General features: G+C 48.8%; 18 protein-coding genes and 1 other RNA gene. 12 read left to right on the top strand and 7 right to left on the bottom strand.

Annotation, left to right across the window (positions count from 1 at the left end):
- Positions 1 to 83: 83 nt before the first annotated feature.
- Both DRJ53_RS04050 and DRJ53_RS04040 read right to left on the bottom strand, forming a co-directional pair.
- Entirely contained in the window at positions 84 to 989 is a 906-nt protein-coding gene (locus DRJ53_RS04050; protein ID WP_114234261.1) for a DMT family transporter, read from the bottom strand.
- A gap of 247 nt (positions 990 to 1,236) precedes the next feature.
- Complete coding sequence (locus DRJ53_RS04040) at positions 1,237 to 2,049, bottom strand: 2,3,4,5-tetrahydropyridine-2,6-dicarboxylate N-succinyltransferase (RefSeq protein ID WP_114234450.1); 813 nt, start codon at positions 2,047 to 2,049, stop codon at positions 1,237 to 1,239.
- A gap of 130 nt (positions 2,050 to 2,179) precedes the next feature.
- Here DRJ53_RS04040 and DRJ53_RS04035 point away from each other — a divergent pair, with 130 nt between their 5' ends.
- The 5 genes from DRJ53_RS04035 to miaA all read left to right on the top strand — a co-directional run bounded on the left by DRJ53_RS04035 (position 2,180) and on the right by miaA (position 7,271).
- Complete coding sequence (locus DRJ53_RS04035) at positions 2,180 to 3,349, top strand: glycosyltransferase family 4 protein (RefSeq protein WP_114234259.1); 1,170 nt, start codon at positions 2,180 to 2,182, stop codon at positions 3,347 to 3,349.
- Positions 3,336 to 3,902, top strand: a complete 567-nt coding sequence (locus tag DRJ53_RS04030) for an L-threonylcarbamoyladenylate synthase (RefSeq protein ID WP_114234258.1) — start codon at positions 3,336 to 3,338, stop codon at positions 3,900 to 3,902. The genes DRJ53_RS04035 and DRJ53_RS04030 overlap by 14 nt, the downstream gene beginning before the upstream one ends.
- Positions 3,903 to 4,159: 257 nt before the next feature.
- Positions 4,160 to 5,581: a CCA tRNA nucleotidyltransferase gene (locus DRJ53_RS04025; protein ID WP_114234257.1), complete on the top strand. Its 1,422-nt coding sequence runs from the start codon at positions 4,160 to 4,162 to the stop codon at positions 5,579 to 5,581.
- A 45-nt stretch (positions 5,582 to 5,626) separates the two neighbouring features.
- A complete protein-coding gene (locus DRJ53_RS04020; RefSeq protein ID WP_114234256.1) occupies positions 5,627 to 6,196 on the top strand; it encodes an IS1096 element passenger TnpR family protein in 570 nt (189 codons plus the stop codon).
- Positions 6,197 to 6,359: 163 nt separating this feature from the next.
- Positions 6,360 to 7,271: a tRNA (adenosine(37)-N6)-dimethylallyltransferase MiaA gene (gene miaA, locus DRJ53_RS04015; protein ID WP_114234255.1), complete on the top strand. Its 912-nt coding sequence runs from the start codon at positions 6,360 to 6,362 to the stop codon at positions 7,269 to 7,271.
- Positions 7,272 to 7,334: 63 nt separating this feature from the next.
- On the opposite strand, the gene DRJ53_RS04010 is transcribed toward miaA, so the two are convergent.
- Both DRJ53_RS04010 and DRJ53_RS04005 read right to left on the bottom strand, forming a co-directional pair.
- A complete protein-coding gene (locus DRJ53_RS04010) occupies positions 7,335 to 8,855 on the bottom strand; it encodes a porin family protein (protein ID WP_114234254.1) in 1,521 nt (506 codons plus the stop codon).
- Positions 8,856 to 9,070: 215 nt separating this feature from the next.
- Entirely contained in the window at positions 9,071 to 9,838 is a 768-nt protein-coding gene (locus tag DRJ53_RS04005) for a hypothetical protein (RefSeq protein ID WP_123893345.1), read from the bottom strand.
- Between the two features lie 125 nt (positions 9,839 to 9,963).
- Between DRJ53_RS04005 and proS the strand changes: the two genes are divergently transcribed.
- Together proS and truB are read left to right on the top strand one after the other, a co-directional pair.
- On the top strand, positions 9,964 to 11,442 hold the full coding sequence (gene proS / locus DRJ53_RS04000) for a proline--tRNA ligase (RefSeq protein ID WP_114234252.1): 1,479 nt from the start codon (positions 9,964 to 9,966) through the stop codon (positions 11,440 to 11,442).
- A gap of 212 nt (positions 11,443 to 11,654) precedes the next feature.
- A complete protein-coding gene (gene truB, locus DRJ53_RS03995) occupies positions 11,655 to 12,353 on the top strand; it encodes a tRNA pseudouridine(55) synthase TruB (RefSeq protein WP_114234251.1) in 699 nt (232 codons plus the stop codon).
- Positions 12,354 to 12,362: 9 nt separating this feature from the next.
- Here truB and DRJ53_RS03990 read toward each other — a convergent pair whose 3' ends face one another.
- Positions 12,363 to 14,672, bottom strand: a complete 2,310-nt coding sequence (locus DRJ53_RS03990; RefSeq protein ID WP_114234250.1) for a BamA/TamA family outer membrane protein — start codon at positions 14,670 to 14,672, stop codon at positions 12,363 to 12,365.
- 18 nt (positions 14,673 to 14,690) lie between these two features.
- Between DRJ53_RS03990 and DRJ53_RS03985 the strand changes: the two genes are divergently transcribed.
- Complete coding sequence (locus DRJ53_RS03985) at positions 14,691 to 15,449, top strand: TrmH family RNA methyltransferase (RefSeq protein ID WP_114234249.1); 759 nt, start codon at positions 14,691 to 14,693, stop codon at positions 15,447 to 15,449.
- Here the strand turns inward: DRJ53_RS03985 and DRJ53_RS03980 are convergent, their stop codons facing one another.
- Positions 15,450 to 16,688, bottom strand: coding sequence for an ABC transporter permease (locus tag DRJ53_RS03980; RefSeq protein WP_114234248.1), 1,239 nt, complete (start codon positions 16,686 to 16,688; stop codon positions 15,450 to 15,452).
- A 117-nt stretch (positions 16,689 to 16,805) separates the two neighbouring features.
- Between DRJ53_RS03980 and DRJ53_RS03975 the strand changes: the two genes are divergently transcribed.
- Both DRJ53_RS03975 and ffs read left to right on the top strand, forming a co-directional pair.
- Entirely contained in the window at positions 16,806 to 18,065 is a 1,260-nt protein-coding gene (locus DRJ53_RS03975; RefSeq protein ID WP_114234247.1) for a type IX secretion system plug protein, read from the top strand.
- Positions 18,066 to 18,196: 131 nt separating this feature from the next.
- An RNA gene (ffs, locus tag DRJ53_RS03970) (signal recognition particle sRNA small type) lies at positions 18,197 to 18,296 on the top strand.
- A gap of 82 nt (positions 18,297 to 18,378) precedes the next feature.
- Here the strand turns inward: ffs and DRJ53_RS03965 are convergent.
- Positions 18,379 to 18,792, bottom strand: coding sequence for a hypothetical protein (locus DRJ53_RS03965; protein ID WP_114234246.1), 414 nt, complete (start codon positions 18,790 to 18,792; stop codon positions 18,379 to 18,381).
- Between the two features lie 259 nt (positions 18,793 to 19,051).
- Here DRJ53_RS03965 and hisG point away from each other — a divergent pair, with 259 nt between their 5' ends.
- The gene (hisG, locus tag DRJ53_RS03960; RefSeq protein ID WP_114234245.1) at positions 19,052 to 19,906 is read left to right on the top strand and encodes an ATP phosphoribosyltransferase; all 855 of its coding nucleotides are present in this window, start codon (positions 19,052 to 19,054) and stop codon (positions 19,904 to 19,906) included.
- Positions 19,907 to 19,985: 79 nt separating this feature from the next.
- Positions 19,986 to 21,269, top strand: a complete 1,284-nt coding sequence (gene hisD / locus DRJ53_RS03955) for a histidinol dehydrogenase (RefSeq protein ID WP_114234244.1) — start codon at positions 19,986 to 19,988, stop codon at positions 21,267 to 21,269.
- Positions 21,270 to 21,313: the final 44 nt, after the last annotated feature.

The raw sequence follows: 21,313 nt of genomic DNA, 5'->3' as shown, positions 1-21,313 counted from the left end.
ACTTGCTTAAAGCGTTGTGCTTTACGGCGTTGGGAGTGCAAATATAGGAGGCCCATTTGAAAATAAAACAAAATGGTGCGAAATTATTTTTCACTCTTTTTGCTCAATAATAAAATGCCGGTGAGTACCAGTCCGGTGCCGGCAATTTGCTGCCAAAAAATGGGTTCGCCCAAAAAATAATGTGCCTGCACAATGGTTGATACCGGGCCAATGGAAGAAATAATCGCCACATTGCTTGAGCCAATTTTTTTCATGCCCGCAGAAATAAGATAGGAAGGAATAACAGTCGCAATAATTGCCAGTGCAGGTCCGTATATCCACAAGCTCATTCCTTGGCCCAGCGCAGTATAATTACCGCCAATTACATAGTGCAACAAAATGCCGCCCGTTGCGGCCAGCATAGCGTAGGATGTGAACCGGTTGGCACCCACCTGCGGAATAATGCGGCCGCTGCCTGAAATGTAAATGGCGTAAGTAATGGCACACAAAAAAACCAGCCCCGAACCCAGGAAGAAATTTGGATTGGCACTATCCAATTCCAGTTCACCAAAAAATGCGAGGATGATGCCGGCATAAGTAAGTGCAACGGCCATCCATTGGCGCAGCAACATTTTTTGCTTAAATACAATGCTGTTGATCAGCAGCGAGAACGTGGGATACAAAAACAAAATAAGCCGCTCGAGGCCCGCGGAAATATATTGCAGGCCCATAAAATCAAACAAGCTGCTCAGATAATAGCCAAACAATCCCAGCACCAGCACAATACGCCATTGCCTGCCGGTGAGCGGTTGGCTGCCTTCGCTGTTGTTGATCCAAAATGCAGCAGCCAGGTAAAAGGGCAACGCACAGATCATGCGCACTGCAAGCAAAGACAGCGCATCAACCGATGTGCCGGCAAAAGCCAGTTTTACAAATATGGCTTTGGTGGAAAAAAGCAACGAGCCCAGCAACGCCAATAAAAACCCGGAAGACCTGATGTTCTGGACCATGCTTTTTTAAAATAGAACGTGTGTTGAATGAAGCAGCGATAAGTAAAAAGGCAAAATTCAAAAGTCAAAAAATGTGCAGCAGGAAGGATGAATTTTTCAGCAATTCATTTTGCCAATGCGTAAAGCTTTTCTCATCCAATACAAATAAAAAAATGGCCGGTCAAAGATTGGAAAACACTTTACTCACCGGCCAATTTGTCAATATTTAAATGTTGTTTGTTTAAAGAATAATTGCTATCAACCGCAACTAAACCGCTACATTAAAATCACGGAGTGCATCGTTTAGGCTGGTCTTCAGATCCGTGCTGGCTTTGCGCTGCCCGATGATCAGTGCGCAAGGCACGCCGTATTCACCCGCGGGAAATTTTTTATTGTACGATCCCGGGATCACCACGCTGCGGGCAGGCACCACACCCTTATGTTCTACCGGCTCCGATCCGCTTACATCAATGATCTTGGTGCTTTTGGTCAGTACCACGTTGGCGCCCAAAACAGCTTCACGCTCTACACGTACACCTTCCACCACAATGCTGCGCGAACCTAAAAAGCAACCATCTTCGATGATCACAGGCGCTGCCTGCAACGGCTCCAAAACACCGCCAATACCAACGCCGCCACTCAGGTGCACGTTCTTGCCAATTTGCGCACAGCTGCCCACGGTAGCCCATGTGTCTACCATGGTGCCTTCATCTACATAAGCACCAATGTTTACATACGATGGCATCAATACCACGTTCTTGGCAATAAAGGCACCATAGCGTGCAGTGGCAGGCGGCACGGCCCGTACACCCAATTCTTTAAAGCCTTTTTTCAACAACATTTTGTCGTAAAACTCAAACGGCTGCAGCTCCCAGGTTTGCATGGGCTGAATGCCAAAATACAGCAGGATGGCCTGCTTTACCCATTCGTTTACTACCCAGCCGTCGCCAGTGGGTTCGGCCACGCGTAGCCCGCCTTTATCCACTGCTTCAATTACGGTTCGTATGGCTTCCTGTGTCTCGGCCTGCTGCAGCAGGTCGCGGTTGGCCCATGCTTGGGCAATTGATTCCTGTAGGTTCATGTTGGTATGCTTTTTAGCCTGCGGCCGCGCCATTGTTGTTTTAAAAAATTAATGCGGGCCGAAGCATAGATTTGCAAACTTAATTCAACCCGGACAAAGGCGGTGATCACATTTATCGAACACCTGATATATGAACATAGGATTTGATGCAAAACGGTATTTCCACAACCCCACCGGTTTGGGCAATTATAGCCGAACGCTGGTGAATGGGCTGGCGGCACTGTACCCGCAGCATCAATATTTTTTGTTCAATCCAAAACCAACGCAAAGGTTTGCAATGCCGCCGAACATGCCATTAGAGGAGGTGAAGCCCAATGGCTGGTTTAACCAAACTTTTTCATCGTTTTGGCGCAGCCGCGGTATTGTAGCGGATATAGAAAAAAGGAACATTGAGCTCTATCATGGCCTTAGCCACGAGATCCCGGTTGGCTTGGATAAAACTGGCGTAAAATCGATCGTAACCGTGCACGACCTGATTTTTGAACGCTACCCGCATCAATACGGTAAATATGAAGTGCTGGTGCACCGGCGTAAAATTCAACATGCATGCAACCACGCCAATGCAGTGATTGCCATCAGTGAACAAACCAAGAAAGATTTGGTGGAATTATACCGTGTGCCGGCACAAAAAATTGCCGTCTGCTACCAAAGCTGCGATCCCGTTTTTGCAGCAGTTGCGCCGGTTGAACATAAAGAAGCTGTGCGAAAAGCATATAGCCTGCCACAGGATTTTTTTCTTTACGTCGGGTCGATCATTGAACGGAAAAACCTGTTGCGCATTTGCATGGCAATGAAGAAAGCTGGAGATGATTTTCGGTTACCCCTGGTAGTGGTAGGCACGGGCAAAAAATATGCACAACAGGTAAAAGATTATGTGCAAAAGGCCGGATTGGCGGATCGCGTGTTGTTTACCTCCACGATTAATCCTGCCAGCAAAGAGGCCGACCTGAAACATACTATCAATCTTGCCGCCCTTTACCAAATGGCTACCGGTTTTATATACCCTTCGCTTTTTGAAGGATTTGGCATACCTGTGCTGGAAGCTATGTGGAGCGGGGCGCCGATCATTACTTCCAATACATCCTGCCTGCCCGAAACGGCGGGCAACGCAGCGCTTTTGGTTGATCCATTAAATGTTGCCGACATAGCTGCAGCAATGGTGCGGCTGCAAAATGATGTAGCACTGCGGCATGACCTGATTGCAAAAGGAAAAGTGCAGGCGCAGCAATTTTCGTTGGAACAATGCACTCGTTCTGTAATGAATGTTTACGAACAAATTATAACACATGGAAGCCTTTGAACACGACATACAACAATGCCTGGAAGTGCTCCACAACGGCGGCTTGATTTTATATCCCACCGACACGATTTGGGGTATTGGCTGCGATGCTACCGATGAAGCCGCCGTGCAGAAAGTATATGCACTAAAAAACCGTGCGGAAAGCAAAAGCCTGATCGTGTTGCTGGCCGATGAACGGGATGTGTTGCAATACGTGGCTGCCCCCGACCTGGCCGTATTTGATTATGTGGCAGCGCAGGAGCGGCCCACCACCATTATTTTTAATGGTGCGCTGGGACTGGCTTCCAACATGGTAGCCGAAGACAGCTCGGTAGGCATACGCCTGGTGCGGGATACATTTTGCCGGCACCTCATTAAGCGTTTTCGCAAGCCGCTGGTTTCTACGTCGGCAAACATCAGCGGCGATCCTTCGCCGGCACATTTCGGCCAAATCAGCGATGCAATAAAAAATGGTGTTGATTACGTGGTGCAATGGCGACAGGAAGAGACAACTGCCGCACAGCCTTCGCAAATTATTCGTTGGGTGGATGGTGCGGTGCAGCGCCTCCGATGAACCGGTGATTTGTATGATTTGAAAGCATTAAAAGGACAGTAATATTTTGGTTTTGCAAGCAAGCAAGTAAGACAGAAGTGTGCCGCCATTCTTGATCACATGCATTTCGATGCAGGTTTACGCATCAGTCGAACTAAGTTTGAACGTTTGCGGCAGCCATTTTCCCGCTGCCTTTTCACTCAATTGTCTTTTTACTCATTCTCAATCCTTTAAATCACCGGTTCCCAAATCACCGGTTCCGTTATATTTTTGCGCCGATGGATATTCCCTGCTCCGAGTATGAGAAGATGGTGTTTAAAAAAATAGCAAAAGCTGCGGCAACCCTGCAGGTACCTTGCTATTTGATCGGTGGTTTTGTTCGGGATAAAATATTGAGCCGCCCCACCAAAGACGCCGATTTTGTGTGTGTAGGCAACGGGCTGGAGTTGGCGCAGGAAGCCGCCAAACAATTTCGGCCAAAGCCCAGCGTGCAGTTATTTAAACATTACGGCACCGCGCAAATGCGCCTCAGCGATGGCTTCGACCTCGAATTTGTTGGGGCTCGCAGGGAAAGTTACCAATCCGAAAGCCGTAACCCCGAAGTGGAGCCCGGCACATTGGAAGACGACCAGAACCGCCGCGATTTTACCATCAATGCCTTGGCCGTTTCGCTAAACGAATCGGATTATGGAACACTGATCGATCCGTTCAATGGGCTGGAAGACCTGAAGAACTGCGTGTTGAAAACACCCCTCGATCCGGACCAGACTTTTAGCGACGACCCGCTGCGGATGATGCGCGGTGTAAGGTTTGCGGCGCAACTGCGTTTTCAAATCGACCCAGAGACGCTGGCTGCAATTAAGCGCAATCGGGATCGGATTCGCATCATTACGCAGGAGCGCATCACCGACGAATTGAATAAAATTGTGCTGAGCCCGAAGCCGTCCATTGGCTTTGATCACTTGTACAAAACCGGTTTGCTGCAGATTATATTCCCCGAAATGGCGGCACTGTCAGGCGCACAATACATTGACGGTAAAGGGCACAAGGACAATTTCTACCACACCCTGCAGGTGTTGGATAATGTGGCGGAACGCAGCACTAGCCTGTGGTTGCGCTGGGCTGCTATTTTACACGATATTGGCAAACCAGCCACCAAGCGCTTCGAAGAAGGCCATGGCTGGACCTTTCATGGACACGAGGTGGTGGGCGGCCGCATGGTGCCCAAAATATTCAACAAGCTGCGCCTGCCCTTGGGCGAACCAATGAAATATGTGCAGAAGCTCGTGGAGCTGCACCTGCGGCCCATCGGGCTTTCAAAAGAAGACATTACCGACTCGGCCATGCGGCGGCTGTTGTTTGATGCGGGCAATGATTTCGATGACCTGATGATTCTTTGCGAATCGGACATTACGTCGAAAAACCCGCATAAAGTGCGGCGTTACCTCGAAAATTTCAACCTGGTGCGGAAGCGCTGCACCGAGGTGGAAGAAAGCGACCGGGTACGCAATTGGCAGCCGCCGGTGTCGGGCGAACAGATCATGCAAACCTTTGGTATTGGCCCATCCAGGCCGGTTGGGGTTATTAAAACAGCCATCCGCGAAGCCATCCTCGATGGCATTATTGCCAACGATTACGAGGCCGCTTTCCGCTTTATGTTGCAAAAAGGGGAGGAGTTGGGGTTACAGCCGGTACAGTAATTGTGAAAACCCTATTTTTGAAACCCACTAAGCCCCCCCGACCACATGGCAATTTTACGGTTCCGGATTTATTTTGAAGAAGACGATAGTGTGTACCGCGATGTATCCATCCGGCATACCCAGAATTTTTTGGACCTGCACGAAACGATTCTGAAAGCATTTGAGTTTGACAGCAAACATGCCGCAACTTTTTACCGCAGCAACGACAACTGGCAACGCGGTCGCGAAATTTCGCTGCAGGTGTACGAAAAAGCCTACAAAGCTGCGCCGCTGATGATGTCGGAAACCGCCATTGGTTCCGAGATCCGCGACCCGAACCAGAAGTTTATTTATGTGTACGATTTTGCCAAGAACTGGACGTTCCTGGTGGAGTTGATTAACGTGTCGAAAGAGGAAAATCCAAAGCTTACCTACCCGGCGGTTGTACGCAAGGAGGGCATCCCACCAAGCCAGTATGGCACCAAAAGCTTGCTTGGCGAAAAGTTTGCGGATGTGGAAGAAAAATACGATCTCGGGAAAGATGCAGAAGGCTTTGGCACCGAAGGCGACGATGGCGATAGCGACGACTCGGGCACCGAAGAGATGGGTGGCGAAGAACGCAACGACGAATTTTAGTGTACGTCAAAAAATGGATGAATTGGATCGCACAAAGATTTCTTTGTGCATCTTTTTTTTTATGGGATGATGCGTTGAAAAACTTTGCACCGATTTCATCAACTACAAATCCCGGCACGTAAGATTTTCGATTTTTGATAACTAGATTTTGTAAATAAAAACTTTGGATCGCAAAACAGTCATCATCATTGGTGGGCCAACGGCAGTGGGCAAAACAGCCGCTGCTATTTCAGTGGCGCAGCATTTCCAAACGGAAATCATTTCGGCGGACAGCCGCCAATGCTACCGTGAAATGTGTATCGGTGTGGCGCGTCCATCGGCTGAAGAACTGGCTGCGGTGCCGCATCATTTTATTGCGTCGCATACAATTACTCAAAATGTCACGGCTGCAACGTTTGAGCAGTATGCATTAGAAAAAGCAGCGCAGATTTTTGAAACAAACAATGTAGTGGTCATGACCGGCGGCACTGGTTTGTACCTACAGGCTTTTTGCGACGGCTTTGATCCCATTCCTGATGTGCCGGAAACAATAAGAGACGAAGTGCGGCAGCAGTACGCATTGCAAGGTCTCTCTTGGCTGCAGGATGCAGTGGCGAAAAACGATCCCTTATTTTTTGCACAAGGCGAAGTGGCCAACCCGCAACGATTAATGCGGGCACTGGAAGTTTTTTTAGCCACAGGCAAATCCATTGTCACATTCCGTACCGGCGTCAAAAAAAAGAGGCCATTCAATATTATTAAAATTGCGCTGGAACTCGACAAAGAAACACTCCATCAGCGCATCAACCGGCGGGTTGAAATAATGATGGAAGAGGGCCTGTTGGATGAAGTAAAAACACTGATTCCTTTTCGCCAGCTTAACGCACTGCAAACAGTAGGTTACCGCGAGTTGTTTGCTTACCTGGATGGCAATATAACTTTTGAAGCCGCCGTGCAGGCTATTCAACAAAACACCCGCCAATATGCCAAGCGGCAGCTTACCTGGTTTCGACGCGATGGTGCGTACCAATGGTTTCATCCCGCAGCAACAGAGTCGATATTAGCATATGTGCACCAACAGCTAAACGAGCATTAAATAATAAAGCGGGCCATTCACTGAATGGCCCGCTTTATTATAATTGATCTGAAAATTGTTCTTTTATAATTTAAAGCCTACTGTAAACAATACATTGCCAAGGCTTTGATTCAATTTCGCACCGGCATAATCTGCAGGATTTTCCAAACGATAGGCAAAATGCACATCGCGGTTAAGGGCATGCACATAAGTGAGGTCGGCAAAAAAGCCGCGGTTGCGGTAACCCAGGCCGCCACTCAGGTTCAGGCGGTGCGCTTTTTCGCCGTTGAACTGCTGGTAAGGGTTGCCATAATAAGCGACACCGGCCCGCACCATCAGCGTGGTAAATTTAAGCTCGCCGCCCAGCCGTGCATTCAGTGCGCCTTTGTAAGCATTATCAATGGCGCGGTTCACCGATCGGAGGTATTCTTTTGTGGATTGATCGCCCACCACTTCGTTATTGGGCTGGTACGATGCAGCTTTATAATTTACGTGTTCCAGATCGGCGGTAATAAAACCCTGTTGCTTGCTTACATCTTCCACTTCGTGCAGCACATACGATACCGAAGCAATGGCGCGGTAAGGCGTGGTGAGGGTGTATTTAAATTCCGCCGCAGCGCCACTTACATCCTCTGAATTCTGCCGCTGTTCCCCTTGGAAACCCTCGGTATCGGTTTGCATGGAAACATAGTAATTGTCGGTTAAATTATACAGCGTGGGCGAATGAAAAGCAATGCCCACACGCCATGCTTCCTGCGGCTTGAAGATGACACCGATCTTTGCATTGATGCCGGCGCCGGTGGTCTTCAGGTCTTCGTTGAGCACCATTGCATTAAAATTGTTATTTGGGTTGTCCGTAGCATCTGCCTCACCAAACTGCGCAATCCGCTGGTAGCGCAACACTGGGATGCCGATGCTGGCACCGATCATCACCTTGTTGTCCATATTCACTGCGCCACCCAGCGCAAACTCGTCGATGCCGCCTGTTTCGTTAAGCGATTGCCGCTGCAATAAATTTCCGGCCGGCGCCAATGTTTTGAATTGCGAAATGGTATTGAACGTATCGATGTAATAGGTGTTCAGCGCCAGCGATGCGCCAAACGGATAGTCGGCAGCTACGCTGTTGGCATTACGTCCGTTTACTTCCTCTAAATATTTTTGCGCAAACGAACTCCGGTTGTTGGCACCCTGGTAAAAAACATTGTTGTTGAAATCGGCGGTGCGGTTGTATGCCAGCGACATCGCTGCGCCGCGCATATTGCCCGAGTTGGAGCCGCCGCCAAACACAAAGCCTGTGGTGCCCCAGTTAAATTTGTTTTGTTTTTCCTGTTCGGTGCGGCCAAAATAGGCCGCCTTTGTACTGCCAAAGCGCAGCTGCGGGCTGAATACAAAATCGCCGGTGCGGTAAAAGCCTAGGCCAGCGGGGTTTACAAATGTTGCCGTAATGTCGCCGCCCAGCGAGCCCATGGCGCCGCCAATGGCTTTAGCTCTGGCCGTGCCTCCCGGCACCGTGTACGAAAACCGGAGTGCATCCGAAGGTTCCTGTGCCGCTGCAGTTTGGCAGATAAGATATCCGGCCGCAAAAAATGCCCATCTTTTATTCATCTGTATTAAGGGTTCTGTTGCTATAGAAATAATCTTTGGGTCAATCGTGAATCGTGAAAAGCTGCTTTCCATCGTAAATCGTCAATCCAAAATCGTAAATAATTGCAACTTCCGATGTTCAATAGCCAATCATCCTTTCGCCATCAGGTACAAAAAAGCCCGGTGCCGCATGATGGATTCATGCACGCTTCACCAGGCTGTTTTGTAAAGACCTTTTAGAACTTGCGAACCGGTGCGCTGCCGCCACCGCTGCTGCCGCTTGAGGAGCTTCCCGACGAACTGCTGCCGCTGCTCATGGTAGACCTGCTGGGTGCAGAGTAAGTAGGTGTGGGGCTGCTGCTCCTGTTGTTGCCAAACGTATTGCGGATATCGTTGCCAAAATCGCGAGGCTGGCTGTAGCTGCGGTTGTTACCGTTGCCGTTGTTGCCATAAAACTTGCCGTTCGATTGGCGCGGCGAACTATACACCGGGGCATTTGGCCGGTTAAATACATTCAGGTTGGCTGTGCGTGGCCTGCTGTATACCGGGCTTTTCGGGTTCGAAATAATTACGTGGTTGTATGGGCTGTAATATGGGTTGTAATGATAACCCCAGGCCATGTATGGGTTCCAGTAGCTGTATGCTCCGTATGCGCCGATGCCGCCAAAGAACGGATCCATATAGCGGTATGCAAACGGATCGGCATAATAGTAATCCAGCCCCGACCACATACGGCGGTTGCGAACCTTCATGCGCAGGTAACGGTCATCATAGTAAGCCTCCGGATCGGAGTATTGCTGCTGGCGGCGGTTGTTGTTATTGCGGTACTGGCGACTGTTCTCACGGTCCATCTGCACATAATCATTGTCGCTGCGGGCAGCGCTTACATATGGCTTCGGCTCCGGTGAAAAGTACACGTCGTCGGGTGTCTGCCCGCTTTTGTACGCTGTGGAACAACTGCTGGCAAAAACCGCCAATGCTATTAAGGGTAATACTGATTTCATGGCAGATGTTTTAATGAGTTAAGATGCTACTTTTGCTGCCGCATCCTGAGCACCTGTTTACTACGTTAAATTACAGCCTTTTGCTGTTAACCTAATATTAAAGATGTGGATGCAACTACAAAGTTATGAGTAAAGCAATTACCTCCCGTTCGCAGGATTATTCGCAGTGGTACAACGACCTGGTTTTAAAAGGCGGCCTTGCCGATTATTCGGCCGTTCGGGGCTGTATGGTCATTAAGCCATATGGTTTTGCCCTTTGGGAAAATATGCGCGACGAGCTGGACCGCATGTTCAAGGAAACCGGCCACCAGAATGCTTATTTCCCCTTGTTTGTACCCAAAAGCCTGTTTGAGGCGGAAGAAAAAAATGCTGAAGGCTTTGCAAAAGAATGCGCCGTAGTAACGCATTACCGCCTCAAAACCGATCCCCAGAACAAAGGCAAGTTAATGGTTGACCCCGAAGCTAAACTGGAAGAAGAACTGGTGGTGCGGCCCACATCGGAAGCCATTATCTGGAATACTTATAAAGACTGGATCCAAAGCTACCGCGATCTGCCCATCCTGGTAAACCAGTGGGCCAACGTGGTGCGCTGGGAAATGCGTACCCGGCTGTTTTTGCGCACCGCCGAATTTTTGTGGCAGGAAGGTCACACTGCCCATGCCACTGCTGAAGAGGCGGTGGAAGAAACACGCAAAATGCTGGATGTGTACGCCACTTTCGTGGAGGAGTTTATGGCAGTGCCCGTGGTGCGTGGTGTAAAAACTGCATCCGAACGTTTTGCCGGTGCAGAAGATACTTATTGCATTGAAGCGCTGATGCAAGATGGCAAAGCATTGCAGGCCGGTACGTCGCATTTCCTGGGGCAAAATTTTGCCAAGGCATTTGATGTAAAATTCCTGAGCAAGGAAAACAAGCAGGAATATGTTTGGGCCACCAGTTGGGGTGTAAGCACCCGCCTCATTGGTGCGCTGGTAATGGCGCACAGCGATGACGAAGGTCTGGTGCTGCCGCCGAAGATTGCGCCGCTGCAGGTGGTGATTGTGCCCATTTACAAAGGCGATGAGCAAAAAGCCCGCATCGACGAGAAAGTAGGGCAGATCGTAAAAGAGCTGAAAGCGCTGGGCATTTCGGTTAAATACGACGACAACGACAACAACCGGCCAGGCTGGAAGTTTGCCGAATATGAATTGAAAGGTGTGCCAGTGCGCCTGGCATTGGGCGTTCGCGACCTGGAGGCCGGCCTCATTGAAGTAGCCCGCCGCGATACAAAAGAAAAAGAAACCATCGCCATCGATGGCGTAGTAGCGCATGTGCAGGCCCTGCTTGATGCAATCCAGCAAAACATGTTTGAGCGGGCGAAAAGCTACCAGCAAGAGCACATTACGCCTGCCAATAACTGGGATGATTTTGTACACCTGCTCGACGAAAAAGGTGGCTTTATTGCAGCCCATTGGGACGGCACCGAAGAAACGGAAGCGGCCATCAAGGAGCAAACAAAAGCCACCATTCGCTGCATTCCGCTCAACAACCAGCAGGAAGAAGGAGCCTGTATCCTCACCGGCAAACCCTCAAAAGAGCGGGTGCTTTTTGCCAGAGCATACTAGGGAAATTTCGAAAAGACGAACAAGGAACAGAGGAATGATGAAGGTGGACTGATGATGAATTATAGATTTGGATCAAGTTCAATAATTAATAATCCATAATCAATAATTTATCGTTCATCTGCTCCTTGTTCCTTTTTCGATATTCTTCCCAAACTTTCTCTGTTCGACATTCCTTGTTCGTCTGTTCGAAATTCTTCCCTTCCTTTGCGGGGATGAACGCCGTGGACAATGTATTTGCGCAGGGTAAAGTTTTATTGGTAAACAAGCCGCTGACCTGGACTTCTTTTAACGTGGTGAGCAAGATTCGCTACCTCTCTAAAACGAAGAAAGTAGGGCACGCCGGAACCCTCGACCCGCTGGCCACCGGCTTGCTGATTGTGTGCACCGGGAAGTTTACCAAGAAGATCAACGAGTACATGGCGCAGGAGAAAGAATATACCGGTACCATTACGTTGGGTGCCATCACACCCACCTACGACCTGGAAAGCGAGCCCACCGATTTCAAGGACATTGGGCATTTAACTGGGCAACAACTATACGAAGCCACCAAAGTATTTACCGGCGATATTTTACAAACGCCACCCATTCATTCTGCCATTAAACAAGGGGGCAAAAGGGTGTATGAAATGGCCCGGAAAGGGCAGGAGGTAAAGCTGGAGCCACGGCCCGTTACTATTAAGGAATTTGAACTGACTGGGATTGATTTGCCACGAGTTCATTTCCGCGTGGTGTGTACCACGGGCACGTACATACGCAGTTTAGCAAATGATTTTGGCGCCCACCTTGGGGTAGGCGGTTACCTCAGTGCTTTGTGCCGTACCCGCATTGGCAACTTTCATGTAGCCGATGCACAAACCATCGAAGAACTGGAAATTTCGATCCCTGGGGAAAGGGCCGCGCAGCAGCCTTAATAATTTTCTTTAAAACGGATAGTTGATGCCGAGTTGCAGCATCCCATTGTCGAGCCGCCATCGGTTAAACCATTGGTCCTTTCCCCGTTTAGCTGGGTCTTTGACTTTATATGCATAGTCGAGGCGCACCAGGAAAAATCCAAAATCTACCCGAAGGCCGGTACCGGTGCCAATGCCAATATCCTGCAAAAAGCGGTCGGCACGAAACTCGCCATCTTCAAAATCTTCGTTTTTGCGCAAAAACCAGATGTTGCCGATGTCGGTAAAAAATGCGCTGTTGATTTGCACACCGCCCATATTATAGAGTGGAAAACGGTATTCGGCATTGGCCTCCAACTGCACATCGCCAAATCGTTCCGGGGCAATCGTATCGGCAGTGGAACGGCTGTTTGAACCCGGCCCAAGTTTGCGCAAGCCCCATGCCCGCATACTATTGGGGCCACCGCCAAAGTATTGTTTAAAAAACGGCAGGTATTGGTTGATCCGGTCCCTTTCAAAACGCGGCATGCCGATGCCGGCGCCACCGAACACCCGCCATGCAAATGCCGATTTACCCATTTGATGCACTTGCCTGAACTCCGCGTCGAGTTTTACAAAACGATAAAGATTACTGTCTAAAAATGGGTTGCGGATCAGGCCGGAAGTTAGTCCCGATGCTTCTAGATTCACCCGTTTTTGGTTGGAAACTTTTTTGGTGCCGCCTGTTACTGTGTAGCCTAAAATAGTGGACGAGACAAGGCCTGCATTGAAAATGTAGCGGTACGAGGGATATTTTGCAATCCGTGCATTCAACTCTTCCCGGCGTGTGATGAATGAGTATTCGATGTTGGGAAAAGTAAACGTAAACAGTTTGTTGTCGCGGCTAAAAGAGTAACCCCAGTTCAGGTTAAAAGAGGTTAGGTTAAACCACCGGAACCGATCGGTATTGTTGATGTTGAAATTCAACACCGTTCGGGCATTTTCACGCCAGGCAAACGGAATCCAATTATTGCGCGGAATAAGCCGCGGGAAAAGAATGGAATTATTGAGCGATACAATCTGCGTTTGAATTTGTCCTTTGCTGCCCAATTCAATACCATAGCGCACTGTTGACGTGGCCTGGTTGGCAGCCCTGGCAAAGTTGCGGTTGTTGAGGCTGGCATTGATGCCAAAACCGATAGCACCCACATATGGGTTGCCCCTGTTCTGGCTGCCTTCGATATTGATGGTGCCTTTGTAGCGGGCCGCAGGAAACATCTTCACTACGTAATCTACCGTATCAATCCCTTTACGTGGCACTGGGTCTATACTCACTAGGCGCCAGGAGCCAATGCCATTGAGGCGCAAAAGAGCCCGCAGGTATTGCTCATGACTGTACAGGTCGCCGCGTTTCACCATGATGTTTTCGGCAATAATGCGGGGTTTAAACAGGTCGCGGTAACTTACCACCTGCAAGCCGCTTAATGTATCGGTGCGGGGAATATAATTAGCCGTATCAGCAGATAGGTCGGGGTAAACGGTAATGTTGCCCACCTTGTACCGCACCAGCCGGTTCGAATCTTCGCTTACCCGCAGCCGCACCTCCACCGTAGCCGATGGATTTTCGCGGCGGCGCTGCAATTCCTGCAATTGCCTTGCCTGTTCAATAGGATCAAAAGTGGGCCGCAGCAGGTCGATGCCCACGGTGTCAAAAACCGCGATCAGGTCTTCAAAGGAAAATTGCAGGTAACCATTATTGCGGTACACATTCACGAGGCGGTCAAACTCCTGCGAAATCAAATTTTTAGAAAATGGCACACCTTTTTTCAGCAAGGTGCTGGCCATATTTTTATCCGTAATGCTTTTCAACGTGTCGTCTTCAAGGTTGTACACCACCGAATCAATGGTCACCAATTTACCCGGCACCACGTTGAAATTTACGGTGGTGCGCAGTTGGTCTTCTTTTACCACCAAGGTTGTATCGTAGGTGATTGTGTCGCGGAAATACCCTTGCGCATTAAGCAGCGCTTCCATAAATGCCACCGACTTTGAGGCATTCAAACTGTCGTACACCGGCGGGTTTACAATCTCTTTATAAAAAAGACGGGGACCGTTCTTCCAGCCAATTAATTTTGCCACCGATCTTACCTGTATCGAATCGTGCAATTGCTGTTGCAGCAAGCCTTCCAGCTGTTTTTGCTCTTCCTTGCTAAATTTGCCCTCCACCTTTACGTTGGTTTGGTAAACAAAGGGTTGGCCAGCGGGATAATTGCGCAGCGTGGTGCACGAAGCCAGCAGGAGCATCCATAAGGTAACGAGGAGCAGTGAAAGCTGAGAAGGTTTTGCCAGGGTGTACAACATAAAGATTAAAGCCCGACTATGCTGAATAATAAAGGGATTAAAGATATTCAAAGTTTACGCGACAAAAAAAGCAGGGATGCAGCCGGCCTTTTTGTGGCCGAAGGTCCGAAGATTGTGGCGGAATTGTTGGCTGCCGCGCCGGGGCAGGTGCACCGCATTTACGCGGTAAAAGATTGGGCTGCGGAGCATGCAGAAAGCTTGTTATCATTGCCGCTCGAAATTGTAGACGAACCGCTGCTGCAGCGGATATCGCACCTGCAAACACCCAACAAAGTGCTGGCTGTTTTTAAAATGTTTAAAGGTATGCAGCCCACAAGTACGGACCAATGGTGTATTTATCTCGATACCATCCAAGATCCCGGCAACCTCGGCACCATCATCCGGCTGGCCGACTGGTTTGGCGTACAACATGTGGTGTGCAGCCCCAGCACTGCCGATATGTATAATCCTAAAGTGGTGCAAAGTACGATGGCTTCGCTGGCAAGGGTAAACATTTGGTACGATAGGGACGATAGCTGGCTGGCGCAACAACAAGCACCGGTTTATGCCGCAGCGCTTGACGGTATGTCGCTATATGAAGCGGGCAGTTTGCAGCCGGGCATCATCATGATCGGAAATGAAAGCAAAGGGTTACGGCACGAACTGTTGGAGCGGGCCACGCAAAAGATCACCATCCCACGCATTGGCAGCGCCGAATCGCTCAACGCAGCCGTTGCCACCGGCATTATTTTATCGCACCTGGTGGGTGCAGAACAACAGCTGCGTTTTAATAAATAATTACCGGAAACGAATTGCCTTCACCGGTTGTATGCTGCGGATCAGGAAAGAGGGGATGAGCAACACCAGCACCGAAACAAGCAGCGTGCAAATGCCTACAGCAGCAACCTGCTCCCATTTAATGATCACCACCGCTGTTTGCATGTAATATGCTTCTTCTTTAAGGCGCACAAAGCCGGTTTCCATTTGCAGCCACAGCAGGCCCAGCGCCAGCAAGGTTCCAAATACAATACCCGTCAGCGTAATGTAAGCTGCATGGTATAAAAATATTTTTTGCACCGCCCAGTTGGAAGCGCCCAGCGCTTTTAAAATGCCTACCATGCGCAACCGCTCCAATACCAGTATAATGAGGCAGGTAATGAGGTTGATCAGCGCAATGATGATCATAATGGTGATGAGGATAAACTGGTTGGTGTTTTGAATATGTAGCCAGTCAAAGATGTACGGCAGAATCTCCTGCACGGTTCGGGTTTCCCAAAGTTGTGGAAACAAATCCGCTGCATAAATTTCATTGCTTACCGCATCCATCTGGTTGTAGTCGGATAAGAATATTTCATAGCCACCAATCTCGTACGGCTCCCAGCCATTCAGGCGTTGAATGAGTTTCAGGTCGCCCAGCGCAAAGGTTTTATCATATTCTTCTATGCTGGTTTTATAGATGCCCACCACTTGCAAACGATCGGGGCGCATACTGCCATCGGGGCGTACAAAATAAATAAAAATGCGGTCGTTTAGTTTCAACTGCAACTGTCGTGCGGTGTATTCCGATAACACTATTTCGCGGCTATAGGAGCTGTCGTTGATATTTGGCATGCGGCCGCCGGGCAAAAGGAATTGCTCGAGGTGTTTAAACGATGGCTGCGATCCAAAACCCTTGAGCAATACGCCTTCCATTTCGGAAGTGGTTTTTAAAATGGCGTATTTAGTAGCGAAAGGATTGACCGCTGTAACTTGCGGCAGTTCGCGAATGGATTGCGCCACCGCATCCGATGCTTCAATGGGAATGTCTTCCGCAATATTGGCTTTCATCGGCTGCCTGGCCTGCACCCGCACATGCCCTGAGAAAGAAAACACCTTCTGGCTCACCGTTTCCTGGAAGCCGTTGACAAACGAAAGCGTAATGATCATTACGGCCACGCTGATCACCGTGGCTGCAATAGACAGCCGGATGATGAACCGGGAAAAAGATTGTTGCCGGTTAAAGGCAATGCGTTTTGCAATGAATGAGGATAAGTTCAAAACTTAAATTTAAATACGGGCGGGCATCAACTAAAAGCCATTTTTGTTCGTCCTACTGGTTCGAGCCGGGCTCAAAAATAACGCCGGCGGGATAAAAAACTTATTTTCATTGTTGATATGAATCGATACCGTACGATCCTGTTGTTGTGGGCGGTGCTTTTTGCCGCTGCTGTGGGTGCGCAAAAAGTGCACAGTGTAAAATTATTTCGTTCCGGCGACCAGACTTCATTCCCGCTCATTCGCCTCAACTCCGCAGATGTGCTTGAGCTGCATTTTGATGACCTTGATGGTGATTTTAAAAATTACTATTATGGGTTCCAGTTATGCAATGCCGACTGGACGCCTTCGATGCTCACAACGTTCGATTATGTGCGGGGCTTTCAAAATGTACGCATCACCAATTACCGCAGTTCTTCGCTCACCACTACACGCTATACGCATTACCAGGCGCAATTGCCCGACCGCAGTTCGGCGCCAACACGATCCGGCAATTATTTACTGAAAGTGTTTTTGAATGGTGATACATCTAAAACAGTTTTTACCCGCCGGTTTGTGGTGGCCGATACCAAAGCCAGTGTTGCTGCGCAAGTGCAGCAACCTTTTAACAGCAGCCTGTTTCGTACAGGACAAAAGCTGCAGATTGCGTTGAACACTGACCAGCGCCTGCAGGTAATGAGCCCTTCAGATTTGAAAGTGGTGATCCTGCAAAACAACAACTGGACGACCTCGCGGATTCTGGACCGGCCCACGGTTTTCCGTGGTAATTTTTACGAATACACCGATGAAGCCACCACGGCATTCCCCGCGCTGCGGGAGTTTAGGTGGGTAGACCTGCGCAGCCTGCGCCTGCAAAGCGACCGTGTGCAGGACATTATTACCCAAGGCCAAAATTTATTGGTTTCGGTAAAACCAGACGCCAGCCGTGCAGGGCTGCCCTATAATTATTACCGCGATATCAACGGCGCTTACACGTTTGAAGTTTTGGAAAATAATAATCCATTCTGGCAAAGCGAATATGCTACAGTGCGGTTTACTTATTTCCCTCCGGAAAACAAACAGCTGCAAGGATCGGATTTGTACCTGTTTGGTGAAATGACCAATTGGGCGGCGGACACATCGGCACTGATGCAGTTCAATGCCGACCGCGGTGCATATGAAAAATTGTTGCAGTTGAAACAAGGTTATTACAGCTATGCCTATTTTACACAACCCGCTAATCGCGGATCTTTTCCTGAGTTTGCACAAACAGAAGGCAACTTCTGGAACGCTGAAAATACCTACACCATTTTAGTGTATTTCCGGCCCTTTGGTGCAAGGGCAGATGAATTGATTGGAACCGCAACAGTGAATTCAATCTTGCAACGCGGTGGTTTATAGTGTTGCAATTTTTATAATGGCATCATACATATAAATGTTAATAGATCATTTTCAATCTGCTTCCACATCACAACGAAAAATTAAAAATAGCAGCGGGCAGAATTTTTGAACATACCTGCCTATATTTGCACCGGCAGGTCTCATACGACCAGCTCCTGCTGAACTCCCCCAGGACCGGAAGGTAGCAAGGGTAGGCGGTTGTAGCGGTGCGATGTGAGTAGCCTGCCATTTTTTATTGACTACAGTTTTACTTAAAATATTGAAGGTGCTGCACAGCACCTTTTTTTATTGCACCACAATTCAGGATCGTTATTTAAGATAAAAACTTCCGCCCTTTTTTCGGTTTTCTTATGGGCTGGTTCAGGAGTTCTTCTTCTGTTTTCAGCGGCTCGTCAAAACCGCGTTTACGGATATAAATCTCAGTTTCTTTCCACAACAATGGGTTGCTACGCAACATTACTTTTACCCGAACCGAATCGGCTTTATATGCGGAATCGATAAACAAGTCATTGCCTTTAAAGTGGCCCGTATTCGACGTAAAAATCAGGTGCGTCGAATCGAGTGGGAGCCAGCTGCCATCGGCCGCTTGCCCATCTACCGAAATGTAATTGTAAAAACCTTTTTTCAGGCTGTCGGTGTACAGGTTGAATGTAATGGATTGGATTTGTTGCGCCTGCAGGCCACTTGCGGCGATAGTAATGAAAAGCAAGAAAATGATTTTACGCATGGCCTAAAGTTTGGTGCAAAGTTGGCGTTACAAAAGTTAAGACGGGTTCAAATATGTTTTGGTTGGCCCGCGAAAAAGGACCAATAAAAATTTGCCAGTTTAAAAGCGGCACTTATTTTTGCGCCACAAATGATCAATCTCGTACATATCCATCACCATGCTCATACTTGCCTGCAAGGGTAAGCCGCTGGTGCTTTGTGTACAACACATAAATCTCTGAAGGCTTATCCGTTGGGTAAGCCTTTTTTAATTGTATTTTATGAGCCTGAAAATAGCCATTCAAAAATCCGGACGACTGCACGATGATTCGCTAAAGCTGCTCAATGATTGCGGCCTGGGCGTGAAGAACGGGCACAACCAGCTAAAGAGCAACGCCGAAAATTTTGCCGCCGAAGTGTATTTTTTGCGCGACGATGATATCCCGCAATATGTGGAAGATGGTGTAGCGCATATTGGTTTTGTGGGTGAAAATGTTTTGTACGAAAAGAACAGGAGCGTGGACATCGTGGAGCGGGTTGGTTTTGGTAAATGCCGCCTTTCCATTGCCGTTGGCAAAAATGAAGACTACACCGGGCCCGCATATTTGGATGGTAAAAAAATTGCCACCAGCTACCCGTTTCTCACGCAGAAGTTTTTAACTGAAAACGGCGTGAATGCTGAGATTCACGAGATCAGTGGGTCGGTGGAACTGGCTCCTGGCATAGGTTTGGCCGATGCAGTGTGCGACCTGGTGAGCAGTGGTTCCACGTTGTTCATGAATGGCCTGAAAGAGGTGCAACCCATTTTGCAAAGCCAGGCAGTGCTTATTAAAACAAAAGAGCTGCAGCCCGATCAACAAAAGCTGCTCGATCAGTTGGTGTTCCGCATCCGGTCGGTGCGCAAAGCCAAGCGCTACAAATACGTGTTGCTCAATGCACCCAATGATGCACTGGAAACCGTCATCAGCCTGCTGCCCGGTATGCGCAGTCCAACAGTGTTACCTCTGGCCGAATCGGGCTGGAGCTCTGTGCACAGCGTAATTGAAGAGGACGCTTTTTGGACCAAGATCGAACAACTAAAAGCCGCTGGTGCCGAAGGCATATTGGTTGTGCCCATCGAAAAAATGATCATGTAACCGAGTTAGTTGTTTTGAATACAAAACATTAAAATATTGAACTGATCGGGAACTTTTCCTGGTAATAAAATAGAACGACATGGAAATTTTGCTGCATCCGGAAAAAAGCGACTGGCCGCAATTGCTGCAGCGCCCTTATGTTGACAACAGCGCCGTGCTGCAGTCGGTGCAGCAAATTTTGCACGGTGTAAAAACCGGTGGCGATGCTGCGTTGGTGGCCTATGCGCAACAGTTTGATGGTGTGCAATTAAGTGCCCTCGAAGTAAGCGTTGAAGAAATGGAAGCCGCTGCTGAAATGCTATCGGATGAATTGAAAGAAGCCATCAAACAGGCTGCAGCAAATATCGAAGCATTCCATTCCGTGCAAATTTCCAACAAGCAAATGGTTACCACCATGCCGGGCATTGAATGCTGGCGCAAATCGGTGGGTATCGATAAAGTGGGCCTGTATGTTCCAGGCGGCACCGCACCGCTGTTTTCAACAGTGTTGATGCTGGCGATACCGGCAAAGCTGGCCGGCTGCAAGGAAGTTATATTGTGCACACCCAGCGGTAAAGACAGTACTGTGCATCCCGCCATTTTGTTTGCCGCATCGCTAACGGGTGTAGCACGGGTGTTTAAAGTGGGCGGCGCACAAGCCATTGCTGCCATGGCTTACGGCACCGAAACAGTACCTGCAGTTTATAAAATATTTGGCCCTGGCAACCAATATGTAACAGCCGCCAAACAACTAGCGCAAATGGACGGTGTAGCCATCGATATGCCAGCCGGTCCCAGCGAAGTTTGCGTATTGGCCGATGATTCGGCCAACCCGGCTTTTATTGCTGCCGACCTTTTGTCGCAGGCCGAGCATGGGCCCGATAGCCAGGTGTTGCTGGTTTCCATTTCCGAAGCGTTGGTATATAAAGTGGCCGAAGCGTTGGAAGCACAACTGCAGCAACTGCAACGCAGGGATATTGCTGCAAAAGCGCTTGGCAATAGCAAGGCAATTGTAGTGGGCGATACGTTTGAAGCCATAGAATTGGTGAATGCATATGCATGCGAACACCTTATTTTAAATTGCTACCACGCCGAAACCATTGCGGAACAAATCACTAACGCCGGCTCGGTGTTTATTGGTAGCTATTCGCCGGAAAGTGCCGGTGATTATGCATCGGGCACCAACCATACATTGCCCACCAATGGCTACGCCCGTGCCTATAGCGGTGTGAGTGTTGATTCGTTTGTCAAAAAAATTACCTATCAAAAATTAACGCGGGAAGGGCTGGAAGGAATTGGTGCTACCGTCATCGCGATGGCTGAAGCCGAAGGGCTGGATGCACACGCCGAAGCAGTACGCATTCGATTGCATCATAACGAATAAACATTGTTTGTCTTGAAACAGCCTCAATTTTTTAGCTCTACAAA

This window comes from Paracnuella aquatica, assembly GCF_003332885.2.
Taxonomy (GTDB): Bacteria; Bacteroidota; Bacteroidia; order Chitinophagales; family Chitinophagaceae; genus Flavisolibacter; species Flavisolibacter aquaticus.
Note: the sequence above shows the minus strand (reverse complement) of the source record. Positions and strands in the feature narration are given on the sequence as shown.

Coding starts and splice junctions, on each gene's coding strand:
- DRJ53_RS04050 (WP_114234261.1), bottom strand. CDS start 989: ATGGTCCAGAACATCAGGTCTTCCGGGTTTTTATTGGCGTTGCTGGGC.
- DRJ53_RS04040 (WP_114234450.1), bottom strand. CDS start 2,049: ATGAACCTACAGGAATCAATTGCCCAAGCATGGGCCAACCGCGACCTG.
- DRJ53_RS04035 (WP_114234259.1), top strand. CDS start 2,180: ATGAACATAGGATTTGATGCAAAACGGTATTTCCACAACCCCACCGGT.
- DRJ53_RS04030 (WP_114234258.1), top strand. CDS start 3,336: ATGGAAGCCTTTGAACACGACATACAACAATGCCTGGAAGTGCTCCAC.
- DRJ53_RS04025 (WP_114234257.1), top strand. CDS start 4,160: ATGGATATTCCCTGCTCCGAGTATGAGAAGATGGTGTTTAAAAAAATA.
- DRJ53_RS04020 (WP_114234256.1), top strand. CDS start 5,627: ATGGCAATTTTACGGTTCCGGATTTATTTTGAAGAAGACGATAGTGTG.
- DRJ53_RS04010 (WP_114234254.1), bottom strand. CDS start 8,855: ATGAATAAAAGATGGGCATTTTTTGCGGCCGGATATCTTATCTGCCAA.
- DRJ53_RS04005 (WP_123893345.1), bottom strand. CDS start 9,838: ATGAAATCAGTATTACCCTTAATAGCATTGGCGGTTTTTGCCAGCAGT.
- proS (WP_114234252.1), top strand. CDS start 9,964: ATGAGTAAAGCAATTACCTCCCGTTCGCAGGATTATTCGCAGTGGTAC.
- truB (WP_114234251.1), top strand. CDS start 11,655: ATGAACGCCGTGGACAATGTATTTGCGCAGGGTAAAGTTTTATTGGTA.
- DRJ53_RS03990 (WP_114234250.1), bottom strand. CDS start 14,672: ATGTTGTACACCCTGGCAAAACCTTCTCAGCTTTCACTGCTCCTCGTT.
- DRJ53_RS03985 (WP_114234249.1), top strand. CDS start 14,691: ATGCTGAATAATAAAGGGATTAAAGATATTCAAAGTTTACGCGACAAA.
- DRJ53_RS03975 (WP_114234247.1), top strand. CDS start 16,806: ATGAATCGATACCGTACGATCCTGTTGTTGTGGGCGGTGCTTTTTGCC.
- DRJ53_RS03965 (WP_114234246.1), bottom strand. CDS start 18,792: ATGCGTAAAATCATTTTCTTGCTTTTCATTACTATCGCCGCAAGTGGC.
- hisG (WP_114234245.1), top strand. CDS start 19,052: ATGAGCCTGAAAATAGCCATTCAAAAATCCGGACGACTGCACGATGAT.
- hisD (WP_114234244.1), top strand. CDS start 19,986: ATGGAAATTTTGCTGCATCCGGAAAAAAGCGACTGGCCGCAATTGCTG.